This window comes from Kribbella sp. NPDC031520 (assembly GCF_055580825.1).
In genome coordinates this window covers 522,585-538,123 of record NZ_JBVIKS010000005.1, presented here as the reverse complement: position 1 = coordinate 538,123, position 15,539 = coordinate 522,585, and the positions used below count along the sequence as shown (strand labels likewise).

Sequence of the window (15,539 nt, the reverse complement as noted above, 5' to 3'; positions counted from 1 at the left end):
CGCCTGCTATCTCAGCAACTTGATCTCCGGGTGGTAGAGGTCCATCCAGGTCGCCAGCGAAAGAGTCTGTTCCAGCTGGCGGCGGGCCGTCGCGTCGGCGCTGTCGGCCAGTTTCCGTACGCTCCTGCGATCCACGAGTTCGAAGACCGGATGCTTTTCGGCCAGCAGGTCGCGGACCTGGCCGGCCAACGTCACGACGTACGCCGGGTCCTGGGTCTGTGGGTACGGCGACTTGCGCCGGTCCACGACCGACTGCGGCAACACGTCCTGGGTCGCGGCGCGCAGCAGGCTCTTCTCGTACCCGTCGAACGTCTTCAGCGACCACGGGGTGTTGTACACGTATTCAACGAGCCGGTGGTCGCAGAACGGGACGCGGACCTCCAGCCCGACGGCCATGCTCATCCGGTCCTTGCGGTCGAGCAGGATCCGCACCATCCGGGTCAGGTGCAGGTAGCAGACCTTCCGCATCGCCCATTCGTCGTCGGACTCACCGTCGAGGCGTTGCACCTCGCGGACCGCCTCGGCGTAGCGATCGCGCAGGTGACCGCCGAGGTCGAGCTGCTTCAGTACGTCCTTCCGCAGTACGTGCGTCTGGTTCGGACGGCGGCGCGACGCCATGTACGCGATCCACGGGAAGATCGGCCTGTTCCGGACCTCGGGGTCGTGGAACCACAGGTACCCACCGAAAACCTCGTCCGCCGACTCGCCCGACAGCGCGACCGTCGACTGCTCGCGGATCGCCGAGAACAACAGGTACAACGACCCGTAGATGTCGCCGCTGAGCGGGGCGTCGTTCGCGCGCACCACCTTCCGGCGGATCTCCGGATCGGTCAGCGCCGCGTTGTCCAGCACGATGTCGGAGTGCTGCGAGTGCACGAGGTCCGCGACGTCGTGCACGTACGGAGTGTCCGGCGTACCGCGCAACTCGTCCGGCTGGAAGTTCTTCTCCTGCCCGACGAAGTCGACCGAGAAGCTGCGGACCTTCCGACCCTCCTCGGCGAGCTGGCCGGCCGCGAGCGCGGTGATCGCGCTGGAGTCGAGACCGCCGGACAACAGCACGCACTTCGGTACGTCGGCCACGAGCTGGCGGCGGGTGATGTCGTCGAGCAGCTCGCGGACGTGCGCGACCGACGTCTGCTGGTCGTCGACGTGCTGCTTGGTCTCGAGGCGCCAGTACACGGTGGTGTGGATGCCGTTCCGGTCGACGGTCACCACGGTCCCGGGCTCGACCTCGTGCATGCCGGCCCAGAGCGAGGCGCCGGGCGTCTTCGACACGGTCAGCAGTTCGCGCAGTCCGTCGGCCTCGACCACGGCCGGTACGGCGGGGTTCGCGAGGATCGCCTTCGGTTCGGACCCGAACAGGACGCCGTCCGCGGTCGGGTAGTAGAAGAACGGCTTGATGCCCATCCGGTCGCGGACCATCACCAGGGTCTCGTTCCGCGGGTCCCAGATCGCGAGCGCGTACATCCCGTTCAAGTGCTGGGCGAACGCCGTACCCCATTCGACGTACGCGCGGAGCACGACCTCGGTGTCGGAGTCGGTCGTGAACGGATGTCCGCGGCGGCGGAGCTCGTCACGCAGCTCGGTGTAGTTGTAGACCTCACCGCTGTAGACCATCCCGAGCGTGGCGTCCGGGACGTCGGTGGTCATCGGCTGCTCGCCGCCGGGGAGGTCGATGACCGCGAGCCGGCGATGGCCGAGCGCGACGTGTCTGGCGTACCAGGTACCGCGCGCGTCCGGCCCGCGGCACGACATCGTCTCGGTCATCGCGTCGACGACCGCCCGCTCCGCCTCGAGGTCCTGCCGGTACGCCACCCACCCGGTGATCCCGCACATCCGGTCGCTCCTCTCGCTTGCCAGAAGTACATCCCGTTCCAATGTATTTCTGACGAAGCGTCACACAACCGCTCTCTTCCGTGACCAACGTCTCAGACAGGCCTGGGCCGGCGACCAGGCGAGAACTCCGGTCGCGACCACGGCGGCGATCAAGTACGCGTTTCCGGGAAGCTGCTGGACGGGCGACCAGCTGAGTTCACGATTGTCGTGATTCGGCGGCCACCAGATCGGGCCGAGGGCAACGAGTGCGAACCACGCGATCCCGACCGGCAGCCGTAGGCGCTGTTCGACGACTTGGAGCAACGACACTCCGAGCGGGATCACCCAGACCCAGTGATGGCTCCAAGACACGGGTGAGCAGAGCAGACCGACCAGCGCACAGACCGACACAGCGGCGAGCTGCTGGTCGCGCAGCCAGAGGGTCCGGCACAGGACGAGCCCGCCGAGGACTGTGAGCAGTACGAGGACGACCCAGACCGGTCCGCCACCGTCGAGGTCACCGGTCAGCCTGATCAGGAAGGCGTTCCAGGACTGGTTACCGGCGTACGCCAGACCGCCGATCCGCGTCGGTTTCGACACGAGCGAGGTCCAGTACTGCCACGACGCGTGCGGCGCCACCAAGAAGCCGAGCAACACTGTCGCGACGAATCCAGCTGCCGCGTTCAGCAGCGCCTTCCACTGCCGGGTCACGGCCAGGAAGGCCAAGAAGACGAGCGGGGTGAGCTTGAGGCCGGCCGCTACACCGATCCAGAGGCCGCGTCCCGGATGCTTGCGGTCCAGGACGTCGAACAGGATCAACGCGCACAGGATGAGGTTGATCTGGCCGAAGCCGAGGGTTTCCCGTACGGGCTCGAACAGGAGCGAGGCGGCGACCACCATCAGCGCGATCGGGGCGGGCAGCCGGATCGACAGCCGCCAGACCAGCACGAGCGACACGACCGTACCGAGCGTCCAGACCGCCACGGCGACGGGCCACGGAACCAGCGCGAACGGCACCATCACGATCGCCGCGAACGGCGGATAGGTGAACGGCAGGACGGTGCCCCCGAGCTGGACGCCGTACAGCTGCGAAGGGTCGTGCAGGAGGGTGTTGCCGCCGAGGCGGTAGACCTTCAGGTCGACGAACGAGTGGTGCCAAAGCATCGGCAGGACGATGCCGACGACGATGCAGGTCCCCACAGCGGCCGCCCACCGAGTTCCCTTCCCCATACCTCCAGATCCTGACACGGCTCAGAGATGGGTTGCGAGAACGCCGAGCACGAAGGCGGTACCGGCGAGTCCGAGCATGGCGGTCGCCAACCGGATCAGCCGCCGCTGCAACCCCGGCAACTCCGCGGCGGTCGCGAACACCCGCTGCGGCCAGTGCCGCCACGACACGTACCAGAAGATCCCACTCGCCACCACGAGCAGAACCCCTTTGATTACGTGGATCTGCCAATGATCATGATTCCTCACCAGCAAAGCGATCCCACTGACCGCGATCGCCCCGATCAGCCCGACCACCTTCCACCGGTTGCCCGAAGCAATCACCGCGATCAGCGCCTCACGCCCACCCTGATCGTCCCCGAAATACTTCCTCAATTTCGGCTGCACCACGAACAACGAGTACGCCATCCCACCGACCCACGCCGCAGCCAGCCCCACATGAACAATCGCCAGCACCGCCGTCACCCCACGACGGTAGTCCCCACCTGGTTCCATCCCGTGAAAGAGTCGCGCGGGTGGATGAGATACAGGTGTTTCACCGGAGCGGTCAGTGGTGCCCTGGCCGGCGGGTCGGGGATGTTGTCGCCTACGACGTCAAGATCCTGCCCAAGTATCAGGTGCACGGCCGGCCCCATTGGTGAGTCAGAGGCTTTCCCACCGCCGGAGGTAGTCGCCCTCGAACAACTCCCGTCCCTCTTGGAAGAACCCGCCTGAACGGCAGCAGGCCCCCGGCGAACCGGGGGCCTGCTGACTTATCGAAGTGTTCAGTCCTCGTCGGACTTGCCGGATTCCAGGTTGGTTTTGATCAGGTCCATGACGGTGGAGTCGGCAAGGGTGGTGACGTCGCCTACCTCGCGGTTCTCGGCGACGTCGCGGAGGAGGCGGCGCATGATCTTGCCGGAGCGGGTCTTGGGGAGTTCCGAGACGACCATGATCTGGCGGGGCTTGGCGATCGGGCCGATTTCCTTGGCTACGTGGTTGCGGAGTTCCTGCACCACGTCCGGTCCGCCGTCGCCGGCCTCCGTGCGGAGGATGACGAACGCGGCGATCGCCTGACCGGTGGTCGGATCCGTCGCACCGACGACCGCGGCTTCGGCGACCTTCGGGTGCGAGACCAGCGCGGACTCGATCTCGGTCGTCGACAGCCGGTGCCCGGACACGTTCATCACGTCGTCGACGCGGCCGAGGAGCCACAGATCGCCGTCCTCGTCCTTCTTCGCGCCGTCGCCCGCGAAGTACACGCCCGGCCAGCGCGACCAGTACGTGTCGACGAACCGCTGGTCGTCGCCCCACAGCGTACGCAGCATCGCCGGCCACGGCTTGGTGATCACGAGGTACCCGCCGGACCCGTCCGGCACCGACTTGCCGGCGTCGTCCACCACGTCGACCGCCACCCCCGGGATCGCCTTCATCGCGGCGCCCGGCTTGCCGGCGGTCACGCCCGGCAGCGGCGAGATCATGTGCATACCGGTCTCGGTCTGCCACCAGGTGTCGACGACCGGCGCGTTGTTCCCGCCGATGTGCTCGCGGTACCAGACGTACGCCTCCGGGTTGATCGGCTCGCCGACCGACCCGATCACCCGCAGCGACGACAGGTCGAACTTCGCCGGGATGTCGGAACCCCACTTCATGAAGGTCCGGATCGCGGTCGGGGCGCAGTACAGGATCGACACCTTGTACTTCTGGACGATCTCCCACCAGCGACCCTGGTGCGGGGTGTCCGGCGTACCTTCGTACAGCACCGAGGTGGTCGCGTTCGCGAGGGCGCCGTACACGATGTAGCTGTGGCCGGTGACCCAGCCGATGTCGGCCGCGGTCCAGTACACGTCGGTGTCCGGCTTGAGGTCGAAGACACCCCATTGCGTGTACGACGTACCGACGAGGTACCCGCCCGTGGTGTGCAGGATGCCCTTCGGCTTGCCCGTGCTGCCCGACGTGTACATCACGTACAGCGGGTGCTCGGCGTCGAAGGCCTGCGGGGTGTGGTCCGCGGACTGCTTGCCGACGACGTCGTCCCACCACAGGTCACGGCCCTCGACCATGTTGGTCTCCTGGCCGGTGCGCTTCACCACGACCACGTTGCGTACGTCGGGGCAGTCCACCAGCGCGGCGTCCACCGCTGGCTTCAGCGCCGCCGCCGCACCCCGGCGGTACCCGCCGTCGGAGGTGATCACGACCCGGGCGTCGCAGTCCAGGATCCGGTCCTTCAGCGCCTCGGCCGAGAAGCCGCCGAAGACCACGGTGTGCGGAGCGCCGATCCGGGCGCAGGCGAGCATCGCGACCACGGTCTCGGGGATCATCGGCATGTAGATGGCGACGATGTCACCGGCCTTGACGTTCAGCTCGAGCAGCGCGTTCGCGGCCTTGCTGACCTCGTCCTTGAGCTGCGCGTAAGTGATCTCGCGGGTGTCACCAGGCTCACCCTCGAAGTAGTACGCGATCTTGTCGCCGAGACCGTTCTCGACGTGCCGGTCGACGCAGTTGTACGCCGCGTTCAGCTTGCCGTCGGCGTACCACTTGGCGAACGGCGGGTTGCTCCAGTCGAGCACCTCGGTCGGCTCGGTTGCCCAGGTCAGCCGCTTGGCCTGCTCCGCCCAGAAGCCCTCGAAGTCGGCGGCGGCCTGCTCGTAGGCGTCGGCCTTCAGGTTCGCGTTCGCGGCCAGCTCGGCCGGCGGCTCGAACCGACGCTCCTCGTGCATCAGGTTCGACAGTGCCTCGGACTGCGCTGGTTCTTGGTTCGTCACGTCGACGGCTCCTCATCGCTGGCTCCGGGCGCGCCGGCGCGCCCGGCTACCTTTCTACCAACGCTGACCCCGCGACGGGAACCGGTGTATCGCCGAGTCGTTTCGAATCTGCGCCGAACAGGACCAATTCGGGGCCGGGCGGACCGGCGCCGACGGTCAGCGGGTGAGCAGCGTGTGATCGGCTGCGGTCGCGGCGGCGATCACCAGTTTGCGCCGGTTCGCTGCCTGCATGTCGCCGGTGCGACGACAGCAGTCACGCCCGGACAGTTCCACCTGTACGACCGCGTTCGACCGCCGGAACCAGACCGTCGCCGTCGTCTGCCCGCCGAACTCGTCCGTTGCCATGAACGCCGATTCACCAGGCCCGGGCAGGTCCGCGACCGCGGCACCGTCCTTGACCTGGCTGTCCCGCTGGCCGGTGTACTCTCCCGCGGCCCCGGCCGCGCCGTGACGTCCGGCGGAGATCACGGTCAACCTGATCGTCAGTCGCCGCTCGACCGGCCCGGGCTGGTACGACGACCAGACGTGCTTGCGCGGCTGCTCGTAGCTCCACTCGCAGTACTTGTACTTGAACAGGATGTGCGACTCCTTCGCCTGCCCGTCGCCGAGCTTCGCGCCCACGTCCGTGACGCGGCTCGCCGCCTCCCGCGGCAGCAGTTCGCACGCGGTCAGGCTGTCCGGGTACTTCGCTTCCGCCTTCGCCTGACATCCTGCGACCAGGGCAAGGATCAGGGCGATCGCGACGAGCCTGGGCAGCGGCATCCGCGCAGAGTAGGCCGGTCCGAGGGTCATTTCGGGGTCCGGCGGAACCATTCCGAGCCGGCGTGCATCGGACTGTTTGTGAACCCGATGCAGCCGACCGCGCAGATGCCGAACGTTGTCACCGAGGAACGCCGGAAGATCTCCCGCGCCGCCCGGCGCCGGGTCCACGCCCGCGAGCTCCGCGTCCGCCGCACCCAGCGCGCGGCCCGCGCACAGCTGCCCGCCGCCTGAACCACCGCCACGCCACCACCACCGCCACCGCGGGGCGCTGCGCCGGCCGCGCGGGTTGGGGAGGATTGTGCGCCCGATTCGGGACGGGATCCTCCCCAGGTTCTACTGCTGGTGGTGGGTCAGGAGTTTGGTGAGGATGGTGGTGAGGCGGGTGCGGTCGGTGGCCGACAGGTGGCCGAAGATCTCCTCCTGCGCCTTCCCGACCAAGGTCGTCAGGCGGCGCTGGTGCCGCTTGCCGGCGGTGGTGATCGTGATGACGTTGCGGCGGCCGTCGGCCGGGTCCGGGCTGCGTTCGACGTACCCGTCGGTCTCCAGCTCGTTGAGCGCGGCAACAACATCGCTGCGGTCGATCGAACTGCGCCGCCCGAGCTCCGCCTGACTGGCCGGCCCGAACTCGACCAGCGTCGCGAGCAGGCGGAAGTGGTACGCCCGGGCACCTCCGGCCGCGAACGACTCGGTGACGATCCGGTGCGCCTGGGCCGCACTCTGCGTCAGCAACCAGCTCGGCAATTGGGTCAGGGCGCTCGGCGTCTGCTCATCCACCCGCGCAGTCTAAGTCGTCAGCGGTTCGCTCCCGGCGATCTATTGGCCGCGCCTACGATTCGCGGGCGTCCAGGAGCTCGTCCCAGTGCTCCTCGGCCCAGTCGCACATGGCACGGAGCGGCTCCAGCAGGCTGCGGCCGAGGGCGGTGAGCTCGTACGTGACCCGCCGCTCTTCGGCCGTTCTGGTGATGAAACCGTCACGTTCGAGGGTACGCAGCGACTGGGTCAGGACCTTCGGGCTGACGCGAGCGAGCGGGACCCGCAGCTCGGAATAGCGGCGCGGGCCGCCCGCGAGGCACGCCAGCACCAGAGCCGCCCACTTGTCGCCGCCGATCCGGAAGGGCAGCACGGTCGACGGGCAGATCTCCTCGAACATGTCCGCGCTCAGGGCAACCATGTCAGCCAAGGTACCCAATCGGTAACCACCCCTCCTTCTACGGTCGCCGTACCACTTTCTCGAGGAGGTTGCGGTGAGCAAGATTCTGGTGATCGGCGCGCGCGGACGCGCCGGTTCGGCGGCGGTCGCGGAGGCGCGAGGACGCGGGCATGACGTGATCGGCGTCGCGCGTACTGCGGGCGATTCACTGGTTGTCGGGGACGTCACCGATGCGGGGCGGATCGCCGAGTTGGCGGTGGGGTACGACGCCGTGATCGCGGGGGTGTACGACGGCGGGAGTGATCCGGCGGAGTTCTTCCCGCGGGCGGCGCGGGCGCTCGTCGACGGATTGGTGAAGGCGGGAGTACCGCGGCTCGTCTGGGTCGGGCTGGCGTCGGTGCTGCCGACCACGGCAGGTCCGTTGCTGCTCGATGGGTATCCGGAGGAGTACCACTCACTCTTCCTCGCGCACCGGGCGGCGCTGGACGTGTTCGCGGAATCGTCCCTCGACTGGGTGTCGATCGCCCCGTCCGGGGATTTCGACCACGCGGACCCGTCCCGGAAGGGCCGTTATCGCGTGGCGCCACCGGATGCGCGGGCGCTGATCTCGTACGCCGACTTCGCGGTCGCGCTCGTCGACGAGGTGGACCACCCGTCGCGGCACCGAGCGGCCTTCGGCGTACTGGTCTAGATGGGTCGCTCGCGGGCGTCGTCGTACGGACGATAGGTTCAGGGCATGGCTGGGGCCGAGGAGTACTTGGACAAGGCGTTGGCGATCGCGCACCGGGCGGCCGAGACGCAGCTACCCGCGATCCGCGTCGCCGCCGGGCTGGTCGCGGACGCGCTCGCCGACGGCCGGACGTTCTGGGTGTTCGGAACGGGTCACAGCCACACGCTCGCCGAGGAGCTGTACGGACGAGCGGGCGGGCTGGCCGACGTACGCGCGATCCTCGAACCGGGCCTGATGCTCCACGAAGGCCTCCAGAAGAGCTCCCTCCTGGAACGGCTCCCCGGCCTCGCCGACGTCCTGCTGGAGACCAACCCGCTCGAAGCCGGCGACGTACTACTGATCGCGTCCAACTCCGGCCGCAACGCCGTACCGGTCGAATTCGCCCTCGGCGCCCGCGAGCGCGGCGTCCGGGTGATCGCGCTGACCTCCCTCGCCCACTCGAACGCCACCACGTCCCGCGCCCCGACCGGCCAACGCCTCTTCGAAACCGCCGACGTAGTAATAGACAACTGCGGAGTCCCCGGCGACGCCGTGATCACCATCCCAGGCACGACAGAACCCACCGGCGCAACCTCCACCATGGTCGGTGCCCTACTCCTCCAGGCCCTCACGGTCGAGGTAGTAACCCGCCTAACAGATCGCGGCCAACCACCAAATGTCCTGCGCAGCCTGAACGTATAGCCCCCGCCAGCAGCCGAGCTCAGGTGGCGCGGTAGGCGACGGTTATGTCGTAGCGGTCTGAGCGGTAGGTCGAGATGCCGAACTCGATGACCTGGTCGGTGGCGGTGCGGGGGGCCGAGGTGATGATCAGGCAGGGGGTGGTGCTGTCGATCTCGAGGAGTTCGGCGTCGGACGGCTGTGGTGGGGCGGCGACGATGGAGGCGGAGACCATGCCGAGGGTCACGCCGTATCGGGTGGCGAGGACCGTGTACAGGGACTTCTCGGCGAAGTCGATCTCGTCGAGGCCGGGGTAGCGATTCAGGGAGAGGGCCGTACGTTCGATCGCCATCGGGTCGCCGTCGGCGGTGCGCAGGCGGACGAGGTGCAGGACGGGGGTGCCGATCGGTTCCTCGAGTTCGCGGGCGAGGTGCTCGTCGGCGGCGCCGACGCGGTGTTCGAGGACCTTGGCGCCGGGCTCGATGCCGCGGTTGATCATGTCCTGGCTGAACGACGAGGCGAGCATCCGGGACGGGCGCGGTTCGGCGACGAAGGTGCCGCCACCGGGGCGGCGATTGGCCAGGCCCTCGGCCACGACGCGGTCGACCTCTTGCCGGACGGTCATCCGGGCCACGCCGAAGCGTTCGGCCAGGACGCGCTCGGACGGCAGCACGGTGCCGACGGCCAGCGAGCGGGTGAGGTTCTCCAGAATCTCGCGGATCTGGTCACCCTTCGGGCGATCCGTGCGGAGCTCGGTGGGGAGCTCGGCGAGGTCGCCGGGGTTGTTCCGTGGGCGGGCCATGAGGTCAGTATCCCTGGGAATCTGGCCGGCAAACCGGTTGCCGGGGTACGCGGGCCGCGGTGTCGTAACCGCGCAGACCGTCCGCGACCCCGTTGTCCCGGACGACCATGTCAGCACGACTGTAACGTCCGCTGCCATCCAACGGCCAGCGACCGTCCACAGGCTCAGCCAATTCGCAACGGGGGTAGTTTTAGCGCTATGACCCGGGCACAGTTCGTACAGGAGACGTCGGCAACCGGTGAGTGGAAGCGGCAGGGCAACCGATTCACCGATCGGATCAGCCGGGAGTCGGCTTCCGCGCCGGGAGAGGGTCCGGACGACCAGGGTCGCTGGCCAGTCGAACCCGGCCGGTACCGCTTGGTCGTGAGTCTCGCCTGCCCGTGGGCGCACCGCTCGATCATCGTCCGCCGGCTGCTCGGCCTCGAGGACGCGATCAGCCTCGCGGTCGTGGACCCGGTCCGCGACGAACGCGGCTGGCGGTTCACCCTCGACCCGGACGACCGCGACCCGGTGCTCGGCATCAAGTTCCTGTCCGAGGCCTACCTGCGCACCGACCCGTCGTACGACGGCCGCGTGACGGTGCCCGCGATCGTCGACACGAGATCGGGCCAGGTGGTCACGAACGACTACCCGCAGATCACGCTCGACTTCTCCACGGAGTGGAGCGACTTCCACCGCGCCGACGCACCGCAACTGATCCCGGCCGATAGAGCCGAGATGGACCAGCTGATCGACGAGATCTACCGCGACGTGAACAACGGCGTCTACCGCTGCGGTTTCGCGGCCGGCCAGGAGGCGTACGACGCGGCGTACGATGCGCTGTTCGCCCGCCTCGACGTACTCGAGGACCGGCTGAAGGACCGTACGTACCTGCTCGGCGACACGTTCCGCGAGGTCGACATCCGGGTCTTCACGACGCTCGTCCGCTTCGACGCGGTGTACCACGGCCACTTCAAGTGCAACCGCCAGAAGCTGACCGAGTTCCCGAACCTGTGGGCGTACGCGCGCCGCCTGTACCAGCTGCCCGGCTTCGGCGAGACCGTCGACTTCGACCAGATCAAGCGGCACTACTACGTCACCCACGAGAACATCAACCCGACGCGAATCGTCCCGAAGGGCCCGGACCCGCGGGTCTGGACCGCCTAGACCGCGAGGGCTGACAGGGCGGCAACCACGGCAGCCTTGAGCTGCGCCCGCGTCGCCCCGGCCCGGGACCGCAGGTTGATCGCGTACGCGAGCAGCGTGAGCATCTCCGCCGCCCCCGCAACCTCGACCCCGGACCGCAACTCTCCGTTGCTCTGAGCAACGGTCAGCGCGGTGGCCAGCGAGTCCCGCAGTACGGCGTGATGCTCGGACAGCACCGCCCGTACGGCATCCGGCGGGCTCTCCGTGTTCGCGTTCGCCATCATGCACCCCCAGCCGGCGTACTCCCCCGCCAGCCGTAGCCGCAGCAGCTTGTCGAAGAACGTACGCACCGCCGGCAGCCCACGACCGTCCGCAGCCAGCTGGTCGAACATCGGCCGCGACCGGTGCTCCAGGTACCGCCGGGCGGCCGCAGCGTAGAGCGCGTCCTTGCCGCCGAACGCGTTGTACAGGCTCGACCGGCTCAGCCCGGTCGCCGCGACCACGTCCTGGATCCCGGTCGCCGCGCTCCCGCGCCGCCAGAACAGCTGCTCGACAGCGACCAGCGCCTCGGCCTCGTCGAAATGTTTGACATCCGGCATACCCAGCATCATATCTTGGAACGACTGATCCAAGATGAGGAGTCCTGATGATCGACGTACTGGTGCTCGACGTCAACGAGACGCTGACCGACATGGAACCGCTGCGCGACGGTTTCGAAGCGGCCGGCCTGCCCCGGCACACGCTCGAGGAATGGTTCACCGCAATCCTCCGCGACGGCCTCGCACTGACCGCGGTCGGCGCGTACGCCAGCTTCCGCGACCTGGCCACCGAACTCCTCGAGGCGCAACTGACGGCGGCAGGGATCGAGCCCAGCGCGGAAACGGTAGGAAACGTACTGTCCGGATTCACCCGGCTACCGCTGCACGCCGACGTCGCACCAGGACTCCAGAAGATCCACGAGGCCGGCGTCCGGATCGTCACGCTGACGAACGGCGCGGCAGCGATGTCCGAAAACGTGTTCCGGAACGGCGGAATCCTGCCGCTCCTGGAGCACCGCCTCGACGTCTCAGTACCGCAGCACTGGAAACCGCACGCCGACGCCTACCGGTACGCGGCCGACGTCTGCGGCGTACCCACGGAACGGATGGCGCTCGCCGCGGTCCACCCGTGGGACATCGACGGCGCCCGCCGAGCCGGTCTCCAAACCGTGTACATCGACCGCCGGAAAACGCCGTACCCGCAAGCATTTCTGCCGCCGGACCTCGTCGTGCCGGACTTCACCACGCTGGCGGAAGTCCTTCAGGAAAAGGCGAAATAGCGCAGCCACAGGTACGGCGCCGCGACCAGGATCGTGATCGCCGTCATCACCACGCCCTTGCGGGTGAACTCCCAGAAGCTGATCGGATACCCGGCTCGCAAGGCCAGCCCGATCACCACCACGTTGGCGCTGGCGCCGATCGCGGTCGCGTTGCCACCGAAGTCGGCGCCGATCGCCAGTGCCCACCAGACGGCGTGCGCGTGCGCAGGATCGGCGATGCCGCGGGTCAGATCGAGGACCACGGGACTCATCGTGGCGACGTACGGAATGTTGTCGACGACGCCGGACAGCAGCGCCGACACGATCAGCACCAGCATCGTGGCGAACAGCGGCTGCCCGCCGGTCAGTGAGCCGACCCAGTCGGCCAGGTGCTCGATCACCCCGGTCTTAACCAGCCCACCGACCATCACGAACAGACCAGCGAAGAACAGCAGGGTCTGCCACTCCACGGCAGCCATGTAGTCGCGGGTCTGAACCTTCGAGATCAGAACGAGTACGCCGGCCCCCAGCAGCGCGACCACAGAAGGCGCGACATGGAACGCGGCGTGCCCGACGAAACCGGTGAAGACGAGCAGAAGCACCAGGCCGCACTTGATCAGCAGCCCGCGATCCTGAATCGCCTCCTTCTCGTTCAGCCGCAGTACGTCGTCCACCCGCTCGGGATCGACTGTGAAGGAGCCCTTGAACAGCCGGGGCAGGACGAGCGTGAACACGAGCAGCTCGAGCACGACCAGCGGCGTCAGGTGGATCAGGAAGTCGTTGAAGGTCAGCCCGGACCGGCTGGCGATGATGATGTTGGGTGGGTCGCCGATCAGCGTCGCGGCGCCGCCGATGTTCGACGCCATCACCTCGGCGATCAGGAACGGGACCGGGTCGATGCCGAGCCGGTCGCAGACCAGCAACGTGACCGGCGCGATCAGCAGCACCGTCGTCACGTTGTCGAGGAACGCGGACGCGGTCGCGGTGATCAGGGTCAGCAGGATCATCACCCGCAGCGGCGATCCTTTCGCCCGCTTGGCCGCCCAGATCGCGACGTACTCGAAGACACCCGTACGCCGGAGCACGCCGACGATCACCATCATCCCGAACAGCAGGAACACGACGTCCCAGTCGATCCCGGTGTCCGGCGAGTAGAACGCGTGGTCGGAATCCGTCACGCCGAGGGCCAGCAGGATGCCGGCGCCGCCGAGCGTGGCGAGCAGCTTGTGCGTCCACTCGGTCGCGATCAGCACATAGGCGACCACGAAGACCGCGACGGCAACCACCGTCATGCGGCAGGTCCTAGTGCGGAGTGACCGCCAGCTCCAGCAGCCGGGACGCGGTGATCGCGCCGATGATCTGCCCGTCGCGCACCACGGCGACCAGCGGGCAGCGCAGCCGGGCCATCGTCGCGGCGATCTCCAGCAGCGTGTCGTCGTACGCGACCACCGGGATCTCCCGGGGCTCGTCCGGGAGCAGCTTGCGGACGCTCAGGCCACCCAGCTTGTCGGCGACCCGATCCGCCAGCGGCTCGTCGATCACCCGGGCCAGCGAAGGGTCGTCCTGCACGTAGCTCGGGACCAGGAACCGCACCACCTGCGACGCCGGCAGGACGGCGTACGGCGATCCGTCCGGCCGGGTCACGATCAGGCCCGGCAACCGCCGGGTGGCCAGCAGCCTGGCGGCCTCCAGGGCGTCGTCGTCCAGGCTCACGACCGGGAAGTCCTCGGCCATCTGCTCTCCGTGCACGCTGCGAGCGTACGCCGGAACCGAGGACCTCGGTGACGTCCCTCACAGGGCTCTGACAGCGCACGGCACCTCCCGGGAAACGACAGACCAGCTCGCAACCCGATCGTGGGCACGAGTTCTGCCGACCAGACTTCCCGGCGCACCGCGCCCAACCCTGCCGCAAACCGGCCGCCCGGGCAAACGCGAACCGTTAGAATGGACGACGGTGCGCCGGGAAGTCTGGTCGGCTCCGTCCGACCGACCCCGAAACGAAGGGCCGACCCATGAGCCAGCACCCACGGATCCGGCAGAAGAAGCGCGCCTTTCCTCGTGTACTCGGCAAGGAACGCGCGTTCCTCGCCGACGTACTGCGCGCCGAGACGACCGGCGGCCTGCTGCTGCTCGCGGCGGCCGCGGCGGCGCTGATCTGGGCGAACTCTCCCTGGCAGGACGCGTATCACCACGTGCGGGACGTGCACCTCGGTCCGTTGAGCGTCGAGGGCTGGGCCTCGGACGGCGCGTTGACGCTGTTCTTCTACCTGGCCGGGGTCGAGCTGAAGCGTGAGCTCGTGGTCGGCTCCCTGTCCAAGCTCAGCGAGGCGGTCGTCCCGGTGGTCGCGGCGCTGGCCGGAATGGTGCTTCCGGCAATCATCTACGTGATCACCAACCTGGTCGCGAAACACGGCAACCCGCACGGCTGGGCGGTGCCGACCGCGACCGACATCGCCTTCGCGCTGGCCGTCCTGGCGATCGTCGGCTCGTCGCTGCCGAGTGCGCTGCGGGCGTTCCTGCTGACGCTCGCGGTGGTCGACGACTTCGGCGCGATCCTGATCATCGCGGTGTTCTTCTCGCACGGCTTCCACCTGCTGTCGCTGCTGGCTTCGTTCGTCCTGATCGCGCTCTGGTACGTCCTCCAGCGCCGCCGCGTCCGTACGCCGTTCCTCCACATCCCGATCGCGATCGGCGCGTGGTGGTTCATGCACGAGTCCGGGATCCACGCGACGATCGCGGGCGTCGCGCTCGGCCTGGTCACCCGGGTGGTCGCGGACCCGGACGAGAAGGAGGCGCCGGCCGAGCGGATCGAGCACCGGCTGCGGCCGTGGTCGGCGGGCGTCGCCGTACCCCTGTTCGCCCTGTTCGCCGCGGGCGTCACGTTGAGCGGCGGCGCCGTACGGCAGATGCTGACCGACCCGGTCGCGATCGGGGTGGCCGCCGGGCTGCTGTTCGGGAAGGCGATCGGCGTGTTCGGCGGGTCGTGGCTGACCGCGCGGTTCACCCGGGCCGAGCTGAACTCGGACCTGGCCTGGCGCGACGTCGGCGCAGTCTCGGTACTCGCCGGGATCGGGTTCACCGTCGCGTTGCTGATCGCCCAGCTCGCGTTCGGCTCCGACGCAGCCCAGATCGAACGCGCGAAGGCCGCCGTCCTGGTTGCCTCGGTACTCGCCGCGCTGCTCGCCACCCTGCTGCTGGCTCGCCGCAACCGCGCGTACGCCGATTGACCC

Annotated in this window: 17 protein-coding genes; 6 read left to right on the top strand and 11 right to left on the bottom strand. The window is 68.3% G+C overall.

Annotated elements, in window-relative coordinates:
- Positions 1-6 precede the first annotated feature (6 nt).
- The 5 genes from asnB to ACZ5BU_RS27915 form a co-directional block, all read right to left on the bottom strand.
- Positions 7-1,836: an asparagine synthase (glutamine-hydrolyzing) gene (gene asnB / locus ACZ5BU_RS27935; protein ID WP_465703391.1), complete on the bottom strand. Its 1,830-nt coding sequence runs from the start codon at positions 1,834-1,836 to the stop codon at positions 7-9.
- A gap of 60 nt (positions 1,837-1,896) precedes the next feature.
- Positions 1,897-3,045, bottom strand: coding sequence for a glycosyltransferase 87 family protein (locus ACZ5BU_RS27930; RefSeq protein WP_465703390.1), 1,149 nt, complete (start codon positions 3,043-3,045; stop codon positions 1,897-1,899).
- A 21-nt stretch (positions 3,046-3,066) separates the two neighbouring features.
- The gene (locus ACZ5BU_RS27925) at positions 3,067-3,507 is read right to left on the bottom strand and encodes a hypothetical protein (RefSeq protein ID WP_465703389.1); all 441 of its coding nucleotides are present in this window, start codon (positions 3,505-3,507) and stop codon (positions 3,067-3,069) included.
- Positions 3,508-3,806: 299 nt separating this feature from the next.
- On the bottom strand, positions 3,807-5,741 hold the full coding sequence (gene acs, locus ACZ5BU_RS27920) for an acetate--CoA ligase (RefSeq protein ID WP_465703573.1): 1,935 nt from the start codon (positions 5,739-5,741) through the stop codon (positions 3,807-3,809).
- Between the two features lie 201 nt (positions 5,742-5,942).
- A complete protein-coding gene (locus ACZ5BU_RS27915) occupies positions 5,943-6,548 on the bottom strand; it encodes a hypothetical protein (RefSeq protein WP_465703388.1) in 606 nt (201 codons plus the stop codon).
- A gap of 78 nt (positions 6,549-6,626) precedes the next feature.
- On the opposite strand from ACZ5BU_RS27915, the gene ACZ5BU_RS27910 reads away from it, so the two are divergent.
- Positions 6,627-6,779: a hypothetical protein gene (locus ACZ5BU_RS27910; RefSeq protein WP_465703387.1), complete on the top strand. Its 153-nt coding sequence runs from the start codon at positions 6,627-6,629 to the stop codon at positions 6,777-6,779.
- Positions 6,780-6,881: 102 nt separating this feature from the next.
- Here ACZ5BU_RS27910 and ACZ5BU_RS27905 read toward each other — a convergent pair whose 3' ends face one another.
- Together ACZ5BU_RS27905 and ACZ5BU_RS27900 are read right to left on the bottom strand one after the other, a co-directional pair.
- A complete protein-coding gene (locus ACZ5BU_RS27905; protein ID WP_465703386.1) occupies positions 6,882-7,322 on the bottom strand; it encodes a MarR family winged helix-turn-helix transcriptional regulator in 441 nt (146 codons plus the stop codon).
- A gap of 52 nt (positions 7,323-7,374) precedes the next feature.
- On the bottom strand, positions 7,375-7,719 hold the full coding sequence (locus ACZ5BU_RS27900) for a winged helix-turn-helix transcriptional regulator (protein WP_465703385.1): 345 nt from the start codon (positions 7,717-7,719) through the stop codon (positions 7,375-7,377).
- Positions 7,720-7,792: 73 nt separating this feature from the next.
- Between ACZ5BU_RS27900 and ACZ5BU_RS27895 the strand changes: the two genes are divergently transcribed.
- Both ACZ5BU_RS27895 and ACZ5BU_RS27890 read left to right on the top strand, forming a co-directional pair.
- Entirely contained in the window at positions 7,793-8,389 is a 597-nt protein-coding gene (locus ACZ5BU_RS27895) for an NAD(P)-dependent oxidoreductase (protein WP_465703384.1), read from the top strand.
- 45 nt (positions 8,390-8,434) lie between these two features.
- Positions 8,435-9,109: a sugar isomerase domain-containing protein gene (locus ACZ5BU_RS27890; RefSeq protein ID WP_465703383.1), complete on the top strand. Its 675-nt coding sequence runs from the start codon at positions 8,435-8,437 to the stop codon at positions 9,107-9,109.
- A 19-nt stretch (positions 9,110-9,128) separates the two neighbouring features.
- Here ACZ5BU_RS27890 and ACZ5BU_RS27885 read toward each other — a convergent pair whose 3' ends face one another.
- A complete protein-coding gene (locus tag ACZ5BU_RS27885) occupies positions 9,129-9,887 on the bottom strand; it encodes a GntR family transcriptional regulator (RefSeq protein ID WP_465703382.1) in 759 nt (252 codons plus the stop codon).
- Between the two features lie 198 nt (positions 9,888-10,085).
- On the opposite strand from ACZ5BU_RS27885, the gene ACZ5BU_RS27880 reads away from it, so the two are divergent.
- The gene (locus ACZ5BU_RS27880) at positions 10,086-11,033 is read left to right on the top strand and encodes a glutathione S-transferase family protein (RefSeq protein ID WP_465703381.1); all 948 of its coding nucleotides are present in this window, start codon (positions 10,086-10,088) and stop codon (positions 11,031-11,033) included.
- On the opposite strand, the gene ACZ5BU_RS27875 is transcribed toward ACZ5BU_RS27880, so the two are convergent.
- Positions 11,030-11,611: a TetR/AcrR family transcriptional regulator gene (locus tag ACZ5BU_RS27875; RefSeq protein ID WP_465703380.1), complete on the bottom strand. Its 582-nt coding sequence runs from the start codon at positions 11,609-11,611 to the stop codon at positions 11,030-11,032. The two genes, ACZ5BU_RS27880 and ACZ5BU_RS27875, sit on opposite strands and share 4 nt — an antisense overlap.
- Before the next feature lie 47 nt (positions 11,612-11,658).
- Here ACZ5BU_RS27875 and ACZ5BU_RS27870 point away from each other — a divergent pair, with 47 nt between their 5' ends.
- A complete protein-coding gene (locus tag ACZ5BU_RS27870; protein WP_465703379.1) occupies positions 11,659-12,330 on the top strand; it encodes a haloacid dehalogenase type II in 672 nt (223 codons plus the stop codon).
- Here ACZ5BU_RS27870 and ACZ5BU_RS27865 read toward each other — a convergent pair.
- Together ACZ5BU_RS27865 and ACZ5BU_RS27860 are read right to left on the bottom strand one after the other, a co-directional pair.
- A complete protein-coding gene (locus ACZ5BU_RS27865) occupies positions 12,312-13,601 on the bottom strand; it encodes an ArsB/NhaD family transporter (protein WP_465703378.1) in 1,290 nt (429 codons plus the stop codon). The genes ACZ5BU_RS27870 and ACZ5BU_RS27865 overlap by 19 nt on opposite strands.
- Before the next feature lie 10 nt (positions 13,602-13,611).
- Complete coding sequence (locus ACZ5BU_RS27860; RefSeq protein ID WP_465703377.1) at positions 13,612-14,058, bottom strand: CBS domain-containing protein; 447 nt, start codon at positions 14,056-14,058, stop codon at positions 13,612-13,614.
- 263 nt (positions 14,059-14,321) lie between these two features.
- Here ACZ5BU_RS27860 and nhaA point away from each other — a divergent pair, with 263 nt between their 5' ends.
- Positions 14,322-15,536: a Na+/H+ antiporter NhaA gene (gene nhaA / locus ACZ5BU_RS27855; protein ID WP_465703376.1), complete on the top strand. Its 1,215-nt coding sequence runs from the start codon at positions 14,322-14,324 to the stop codon at positions 15,534-15,536.
- Positions 15,537-15,539: the final 3 nt, after the last annotated feature.